This is a genomic window from Collimonas sp., from assembly GCF_044339385.1.
GTDB lineage: Bacteria > Pseudomonadota > Gammaproteobacteria > Burkholderiales > Burkholderiaceae_D > Collimonas.
Window position 1 is genome coordinate 1 of sequence record NZ_JBIIVN010000100.1, and the last position, 9,430, is coordinate 9,430.

Here is a 9,430-nt window from a genome sequence, read left to right on the forward strand (position 1 = left end):
GGAGCACTTAACCGCTTCACTATCCAGTTTGAAGAACGGATGAAGCCGAATTAAACGAAATTCCGTTTACACAAAATCCAGCACACCCCCGAATTTTCAGTTTTTTAGAGCTCTCTGTCTGTGATCTACAACGGGGCATCAGGTCCTGAATGTACACTCAGCAGCATCTCAACCGCATGCGCTTGCCGGTCATCGGCCAGCGCGATGAAACCGCCGGTCTGTACAACACCATCCACTTTCAGGTGATAGGTCGCGCCCGGTTCACGGCTTTGCCTGACGACGATCTTGTAGGTTGTGTCGCGAAAGCGATAGTCGATCCGATAGCTGTCCCAATCCTCCGGCAAGCAGGGCTCGATGTACAGTTTGTCGCCAGCCAGTTGCAACCCCAGCAGGGATTCGGTAATCAAGCGGTACATCCAGCCGGCCGAACCGGTGTACCAGGTCCAGCCGCCGCGCCCCACATGCGGCGTCACAGCATACACATCTGCTGCAATGACATACGGTTCGACTTTATAGCGCGCCATATTGTCGGCGGTCTTGCTATGGTTGACCGGGTTGATCAGTTGAAAAAGCTCCCAGGCACGCCGCTTATCGCCTAAGCGGGCAAATGCCATGACGGCCCAGATTGCCGCATGGGTGTACTGGCCGCCGTTTTCCCTGACGCCTGGAACATAGCCACGGATATAGCCCGGATTCTGGTCGGATTTGTCGAAAGGCGGATCAAGCAGTTGAATGATGGCGTCCTGGCGTCGCACCAGCCGGCGGTCAACCGCCAGCATCGCGCTTCGTGCGCGTTGCGGATAGCCGCCGCCCGATAATACCGACCAGCTTTGCGATATCGAATCGATCTGGCATTCCGTATTCAGGGCAGAGCCTAGCGGCGTGCCGTCATCGAAATAGGCACGCCGATACCATTCGCCGTCCCAACCATTCTTATCGATATTTTTTTGCAATCGGGCGGCTTCGGTCTGACAGCGCAAGACGAATTCCTGGTCGTCATGGATAGCGGCGACTTCGCTAAACCGCATCAGTACATCGTAGAGGAAGAAGGCAAGCCAGATGCTTTCTCCCTTGCCATGCTGGCCGACCTTGTCCATGCCATCGTTCCAGTCGCAAGAACCCATCAGCGGCAGGCCGTGCGCGCCGAAGCGCAAGCCTCTCTCGATGGCGCGCACGCAGTGCTGGTAAAGCGTTGCCGATTGGGTCGAGCGGCTCGGCAGATCGTAGTAAGAATCTTCATCGGGATTGACCGCCCGACCTTCCAGAAATGCTACCGTTTCTTGCAGTACGGTGCGGTCGCCGGTGCAGCTTACATAGCGATGCACCGCCAGCGGCAGCCATAGATAATCGTCGGAGCAGTGGGTGCGCACGCCACGGTCACTGGGCGGGTGCCACCAATGTTGCACGTCGCCCTCGATAAACTGATGCGCCGCGCATACAAGCAGATGGGTGCGCATCGACTGCGGCTGGCTGTGTACCAGCGCCATCGAGTCTTGCAACTGGTCGCGAAAGCCGAATGCGCCACCGGACTGATAGTAGCCGCTGCGTGCCCACATGCGACAAGCAATGGTTTGATACATCAGCCAGCCGTTGGCAAGCGCATTCAAAGACGGGTCCGGGGTGTCGATCTGTAGCGCCCCCAAAGTGCGTTGCCAAAATGCCTGGACCGCCAGCAACGCGTCGGCGGCTGCGGCTGCGCCGCGATAGCTTTGCACCAGAGCGCCGACATTGGTTTGACGGGTATCGGCCACGCCCAGGATGAACACAATTTCGCGCTGCTGGCCGGGGTTCAGCTCAAACTGGACTTGCATCGCCGCGCATGGGTCCAGGCTGGCCCCCACCTTGCCGGACAAGCGGGTACGCTTCATCGCTGCCGGATGTGCCAACGAACCGTTGCGGCCGATGAATTCATTGCGGTCGCCGCTGATGCTGCGGGTTGTGCTATCGACATCGAAAAAGGCGGTGCGACCGGTGAATTCTGTGTTGTATGGGTTACGTGCAAACAGCGCCCCGGTAGCCGGATCGCTCTCAGTGATGATGTGCATCATGGATTTAGGCCGTAGCTCGCCCAGCACCCACTCAACATAACCTGTTGCCGAGAGCTTACGTAGCGTATCCGATGCGTTGTGTACCTTGAGTATCGCGTACTTGATCGAGGCGTCGAGGGCGACATACACGGTCAGTTCGGAGACGATGCCATCTTCGTTGTGTTCGAATACGCTGTAACCAAAGCCGTGTCGTGTGACATATTCGCCGCTGCCGCGGCTCGGCAAGGGAGTAGGGGACCAATAGTGCCCGCTCTCTTCATCGCGCAGGTAGAATACTTCGCCGGCTTCGTCGGTGACGGGGTCGTTGGCCCACGGCGTGAGCCGGAATTCGTGGGCGTTTTCGCCCCAGGTGTAGGCTTGTCCACTCTCGGAAATGACGGTGCCGAACCGGGCGCTGGCAATCACGTTGACCCACGGCGCGGGCGTCAGTTGATTGGCCGTAGTGGTGATCACATATTCACGTCCGTCCGGGGTGAAACCGCCGATGCCATTGCCAAGGATTAAATGGCGTGGGACTGCCGCTACCGTAGTCGCAGCGGCGGCAGGAGTTGCCAGCGACAGTGCTGGCGGTGCCGAGATGCGTGTCGGTGCCAGCCGCGGTACGCGGATCTCTAACAGATCGCGGCGGTTGAGCTGCTCGGCCAGCGTGCCGCGGCTGTCGCTCAGCACCACGCGTGCGACCGATTGCAGCAGGACCCGGTCTTCGTCGGGTATCTGATCGACCAGGCGCACGAAAATTCCGCCCGGGCGGTCGATTTCGTGGCCGCCGGTGACCGATGATATCAATCCCATGATTTGCTCTTGCACTACTTGCCGATAGCCGGCGTGGTCTTCGTTCCAGATCACCAGATCGACCACCAGCCCTTTGGAGCGCCAATACGCGTGTGCCTGTACCAGTTGGCGCACCAGTTCGATGTTTTCCTGGCTCTTTAGCCGTACCAGGACGATCGGCAAGTCGCCGGAAATCGCATAGCCCCACAAGCCCGACTGGCCGCGGTGATTGCGTATCAGGACGCTGGTATCGGCGCGCAGCAGGGAGTTGACGTAAATGACCGAGCTTGCGAGGTGTGCGTAGAGTTGGGCATCGGCTTCGCTGGCGTTGAGTTGGCGCAGCACCACCTGACTGTGCGGCCAGGATAATTCGACTACCCGATCGGCCAGGTTGCGGTCCTGATATTTATCGATCAGACCCAGGCATATCTCGCGCGAGTTGCCGATACCATTGACCATGTCGATGGTCGCGGTCTGCTCTGGCTCAAGCATGATTTGACAGCGGATCGCGACGATCGAATCAAGCACCGATCCGGCATTTCCACCCAGAGGCCCGGAGGTCCGCATCGCCTGCGGGTTGGCGGCGGTATTGCCGCGGCCAATGAATTGCATGCGGTCGGTTTCGTATGAAACGGTGCCCACATCGACCCCGTGTACAGCCAGAAGATGAAACATCCACGGCATTTTCTCATCTACCGAGCGGGGCCGGCGGGTGCACAGTATGGCGCACTGCGGCTCGACGATTTCGGTTTGGACAAACAGATTGCTGAATGCCGGGTGGCTGGCATCGGCCGCTGCCGGTGCCAGAACCACTTCAGCGTAGCTGGTAACGTCAATCGAGCGGGGCACGCGCGAACGGTTGACGATACGTGTGCGGCGCAATTCTATGTCGTCTTCCTGCGAGACGACGATTTCGGTGTGCATGTCAAAATTGTTGTCGCGCCGACGGAATTCAGCGCGGCCTTCGGAAAAGATCACTTCGTAATTTTCTGGCTGGGCCGCGGTCGGCTGGTAAGCGGTTGACCAGAAGTTTCCGTCCTCGGCAGTATCGAGGTCACGGATGTAGCAGAAGGTTCCCCAATTGTCGCGCGTGCTGTCTTCGCGCCAGCGGGTGATCGACAAGTCGTTCCAGCAACTGCGACTGCCACCGGCGCTGGTGACCATGACGTGATAGTGGCCGTTCGACAGCAGCTGGACCTCCGGAGTACGCGGATCGGGACGCTGCAACACACGCATTTGCAAGCCCTGCTCCGATGACGCACTGCGGATATCTGCCAATTCAGTGGTGTTGGAGTAGGAGGCAGTGGCTTTCGGCACCCGCTCGTGCAGCAGTGACATGGTGGCCTGGAACAGCGGGTCTGATTCAAAGCGTCTCTGCATCGGACGATCAAGCAGCAGATAAGACAGTGCCAGGAACCCCATGCCTTGGTGATGCGCCATAAACTCTCGAATGACCGCATGGCTTTGTCCGCGCGGCAGCCGCGACGCGGTGTAATCGATCGCCTCGAAGAAGCCGTATTTTCCCTCAAAGCCTTCGGCAGACATTTGCTGCAAATTGCGACACGCTTGTTCTGGCGCCACCATCAACGCCATCATGGAGGCATACGGAGCGATGACAAGATCGTCGCCAAGGCCGCGCTTGAAGCCAAGCTCGGGGATACCGAAGGCGCGATACTGATAATTTAGGCTGGCGTCGAAGGTGTTGTAACCTGACTCTGAAATTCCCCATGGCACGCCACGCTGCATACCATACTCGATCTGGCGTTTGACGGCAGAGCCGTAAGTCTGGTCAAGCAGGGTATTGTCGAAGGTTGGCATGACCAGCAGCGGCATCAGATATTCAAACATCGAGCCACTCCACGACAGCAGGATCGGCTCGCCGCCGGCAACGGTAAGTTGGCGTCCCAATGCAAACCAGCTTTCCTGCGGCAATTGTCCCTGCGCGATGGCGACAAAAGTCGTCAGTCTGGCTTCGGAGGCCAATAAATCGTAAAAGCTGGTATCGCGACGTCGTTCGCTGACGTTGTAACCTATCGCCAGCAAATGGTTGGCAGGATCATACAGAAAACCGAATTCCATACGCGCAAAGTCGCCCGCCTGGGTTATCAGTTGTTCGATGCTGAGCATGCGTTGAACCGCTTGGCGGCTGCCGTCGGCAATCGATTCGCCTAATGCCGACAGGCTTTCGATCTGTTCGGAATCGGAGTTTTCGGACAGCCTTCGACGCAATCCCGAGGCCAGATTCGTGTGCAATTGCGCCAACTGGCGCAAGCTTGGAATTTCATCTAGCTGCGGCAATTCATCGAGCCAGTGGGTCGCTGCCAGCTTGCGTATCCACGGCGTCAGGAGGTCGAGTTCATGCAGCGCTTCGCGGCATTGGCTGGACAAGGCTTGCGCCCACAAGTTGATCTGGCTATCGGGTGCGGTGGTGAGTGCGCTGACGAAAGCGCTGGCACCATGACTCAGCCGTGCCAGACAATCATACGTTACGGTCAGGTTGGCAGGAGCCGACTGGCAAGCAGAGTCCAGGTCTTTTTCAAATTGGATAAGCTCAACCAATGGACTGCCGCCAGCGGCCTCGCGCAAGATGTCATAAGTGTCGCGGATACCGCTAAATACCTGCGGTTTGAAGATTGCTGTATCGCGCAGCTCGGCCAGGCCGGCCCGCAAGGTCAGCAGATGGGCTGCAAGGTTGCCGCTATCAACCGTAGAGACGTATATCGGATGCGACGGCTTCAGGTATTGGGTGTCGTACCAGTTATAAAAATGGCCCTGATAGCGTTCAAGGGAAGCCATGGCCTGAAACGTATTTTGGGTCCGCTCGATTAACTGACCCGGCGCAATATAGCCGAAATCGCAGGCGGTCAGGGTGGCCAGCAGCGACAAGCCGATATTGGTCGGCGAGGTGCGGCGTGCCAGGACTGCAACCGGATGTTCCTGGATGTTATCGGGTGGCAGCCAGTTGTCATCGGGGCCGACATGGGTTTCAAAGAAAAGCCAGGTCTTGCGCGACAAGGATTTCAAAAATTGCGTCTGCTCGTTTGATAATTGGGCCTGGCGGCGCGCAATCGGCTGGCTGATCCAGTAGGCGATGAGTGGCGACAGCCACCACAACAGCAGTATCGGCGCCGCTGCACTCAACGCAAGCGGGCTTTTGATATCGAGATAGATCGCGGTGGCAAATGCTGCGGCCGGCGCGATCCACATTAGCCGGTAGTAAGCCACCAGAGTACTGCTCGACTGCCGGCTTGCCTCGCTAGAAGGCTGCCATTCCAGCAGTTTTTTGTGGGAGAACAGGATTCTCCATTGCGTGCGGATGATGGCGTCAAGGTTGACCGCGGCTTCGTACGGCAAAAAGATCAAGGTAAGTAACGCATGCAGGAAGTGCTGTTTGGTAGCGCCTAGCGTTGTCGACAGATGCTGACGCAATGACACGTCGCGCGGTTTGCGCAGCAGACTCAAGCCGCAGCTGCAGATCGATGGGAAAAGCAAAATAGCCGGCGCGACGCTGCTCCAGAACCAGGCAGCCGACAGGGCAGTCCAGCCAATGAGCAGTAACGCTGTGAGCGCGGCAGGCACTAAGCTACGGCGCAGATTGTCTGACAGCTTCCAGCGCGACAATGCCGAAAGCGGATTGCGATAGCTGACGATCTTGCCGGTATACGGATCGCGTGGGCCAGGAACTCTTGGCAGTACCCAAGACGCGATCTGCCAGTCGCCGCGTATCCAGCGGTGACGGCGCGCAATGTCGGCACTGTAGCGCGATGGGTACTGCTCATACAGTTGGACATCGCTGAGCAAACCGGCACGCGCGTAGCATCCTTCCAGCAAGTCATGGCTGAGTATGCGGTTTTCCGGCATGCGGTTTTTCAATGACTGCTCGAACGCCTCGACATCGTAAATCCCCTTGCCGACGAACGAGCCTTCACCAAATGCATCCTGATAGACATCGGAAACGGTGCGGGTATAGGGGTCGATGCCGGTTTCGCCGCCGCATAATAATTCATAGCGGGAGGCGGCCGCGCTCGGCAGACTTACTGCCACGCGCGGTTGCAGGATGCCGTAGCCCTGGACTACACGCTGACGTTGTGGATCGAATACGGCACGGTTGAGCGGATGCGCCAGGGTGGCGACGAACTGGCGCGCGGTATCGCGCGGCAGTTCGGTATCGGTGTCAAGCGTAATGACGTATTTGACATTACCCAGCCCCGCCACGTTGCCGACGATGAGAGCGAAGTTTGAGGTGTCGCCGGCGCGCAACAGGGCGTTGAGGTCGGCCAGCTTGCCACGCTTGCGCTCATAGCCCATCCAGCTTTGCTCGCGCGGGTTCCAGCGGCGCGGGCGATGCAATAGGAGAAAATCACCATTCTTTGAACGACTATACTTCTTGTTCAGATCGTCGATATGTTGCTTGGCATACTGTAGCAAGCCGCCATCCTCAGCCATCTTTTCCGTGCTGGCATCGGCAAAATCGGTGAGCAGGCAAAAACGCAGATTGTCATCGCGATTGGCCAGATAGCGCACCTCCAGCGATTCGCTTAAGTTGTCGATGTTTTGCCGCGTAAACAATATCGTGGGCACCACCACCAACGTGCAAGATTCGACCGGTATGCCATCTGAAAAATCCATGCGCGGCAGCGGATGTGGCACAGCGATCAAGGTAATTATCCAATTGACCATGGAATGCGCCAGCTGGCTCGCTCCGATTAAGGCCGTCACCGCCAGCAGAAGCAGTACCCACCCGTCTGCACCGTCAGCATGGGCGTGGGCTACTATGCCGCCGGCCACCAGTAATGTGATGACCAGCATACTGGTCAGATAGACCGTCAAGGGCGCCGCTTTGCCCGCACGTTGCAGTGCTTGCAGCGGCGGACAATGAAAACCCGCCGATTGCTCCAGTAACGGCAAACCTTCGCCTATCAAGTAATATCCAACATGCGCCTGGCGTGGCGTCGTATCGTCTTGCGCGGCGCTGGCGCCAGCTAAGCGGACAGCACTGTCGGCCACTTCAAACTCTGAAAGACGGCCGTACTTTGAAATTGCTTCAATCACGTGCCGATAACGATCGCGGGTTGCAAAATCCATTCTGGCATACACATCGGCAGGGTCTTTGCGCAGCGTATGGTCAACCACGCTCATGGTTTCGACGAATTCGCGCCAGTCCAGTGCGCTTAAAAAGCGCAGACTACCGATGCTGTTGCTGATGGATACCTGGTCGGCGGCTTGTCGTTGTGTCTCCAATTGCACCAATTGCTCAATAGTCTGGCCTGTCCCGGTCAGGCGCTGCGAGAGCCAGGTCATCGGCAGCGTGAGCGCCGGGCTTTGGCCTTGCAGGCGCCGCACCAGTTCGGCCACGAATGCGCTATCGAGCGGCGGCTCGGAGCGCGCCATGTCGGCCACTAGCAAGATCAGATTACTTGGATCGTTTTCGGCGCATTCGGCCATTGCATCGGCCCATGAGTCTGCAAGATTACGGTTGATGCGTGTCAGTACCAGATGCGCGGCGACGCGCCGCAGATTTTCAATCAATGCCAGGCGCAGCATGATCGGGATCGCCCATAATTCGCCCAGCTTGAGTGGCGTTACCTGCTGATAGGCGGCAACGAAGCGGCTCAGACTTTCCGGGTCAACCCGGCCATCGCCATGGGAAATGGTTTCCAGCGCAATGTCATAGACCCGCGGCCTGCCGGCAGAACTGCCACGTAGCAGACGCGGCAGTTTCCTGCTGTAGTTTTTGGGCAGATGGCGCTTGGCGGTGCGGATCTGCTCTTCGATCAGGTAAAAATTATCTAGCAGCCATTCCGCCGCCGGCGTCACCTGGCGGCTGGCTTTGATGGCTTCGGTGAGTTGGCCACAAGCATCGATGATCACATTTTCATTGTCGGCAAGCCGTGACAGCAGTTGATCGTGTCCGCGTGCGGTGCTCAGCTTGTGCGCGTTGGCCAGAATACGGCCGTGTTGTTCCATCTGCAAGGCGCTGAATAATTCAGCGCGGAGCGGCAACTCATCATTTGCCGATTGGCCATTGGGAGCGCCAGGCAGCAGCGCATTTTTGATGATGAGGAAATTGTCGCGTATAGACCGATTGTCTGATTTCAATTCTGACGCTTCTATATGTTCAACAAATCTGGGAAGAACCGGATTTCCGATGGTGCATGAATGTCAGAGATCGGTTCTGGCCCTATCGGATATCGCCACTGGCAACCAGAAGTGCTGCGTGTCAACAGAAGACGTTCGGTAGGGGAACGGTAGATAGGTGGGTCGTACAGCGATGAGAGGCTGTCAGAATAACGAATTTTTCGAGTTATGTCGGTGCGCTGGCGCACATAGCAACGCTGTTGTGGCATCACGCCGCAGAATTGTGGACGGCATGCCGCGTCGCGTGCCTGGCTTCGGTGCGGCAACTTACAGAAGCGGCACGGACAGCATAAAGTGGACCCATCTGTCCAGACAAATATCTGCATAGTTTAAGAAGCACTTCCTGCCTCCAATACAGCTGCGCGGCGCTGTCCCGGTTTTTCTGTTGCTCTTGGTGTTGCTGTTGATCTTGCCGTTGCGGGTACGGAATCGTCTGTGGAGCGTAGCGGAACAGAGGGTTCCGTACCCGCAAC

1 protein-coding gene is annotated in these 9,430 nt (G+C 57.7%); it reads right to left on the reverse strand.

Features of this window, described 5'->3' with window-relative positions; genetic code table 11:
* Window positions 1–125 precede the first annotated feature (125 nt).
* A complete protein-coding gene (locus ACIQ0R_RS08475; protein ID WP_395826160.1) occupies window positions 126–8,918 on the reverse strand; it encodes a GH36-type glycosyl hydrolase domain-containing protein in 8,793 nt (2,930 codons plus the stop codon).
* Window positions 8,919–9,430: the final 512 nt, after the last annotated feature.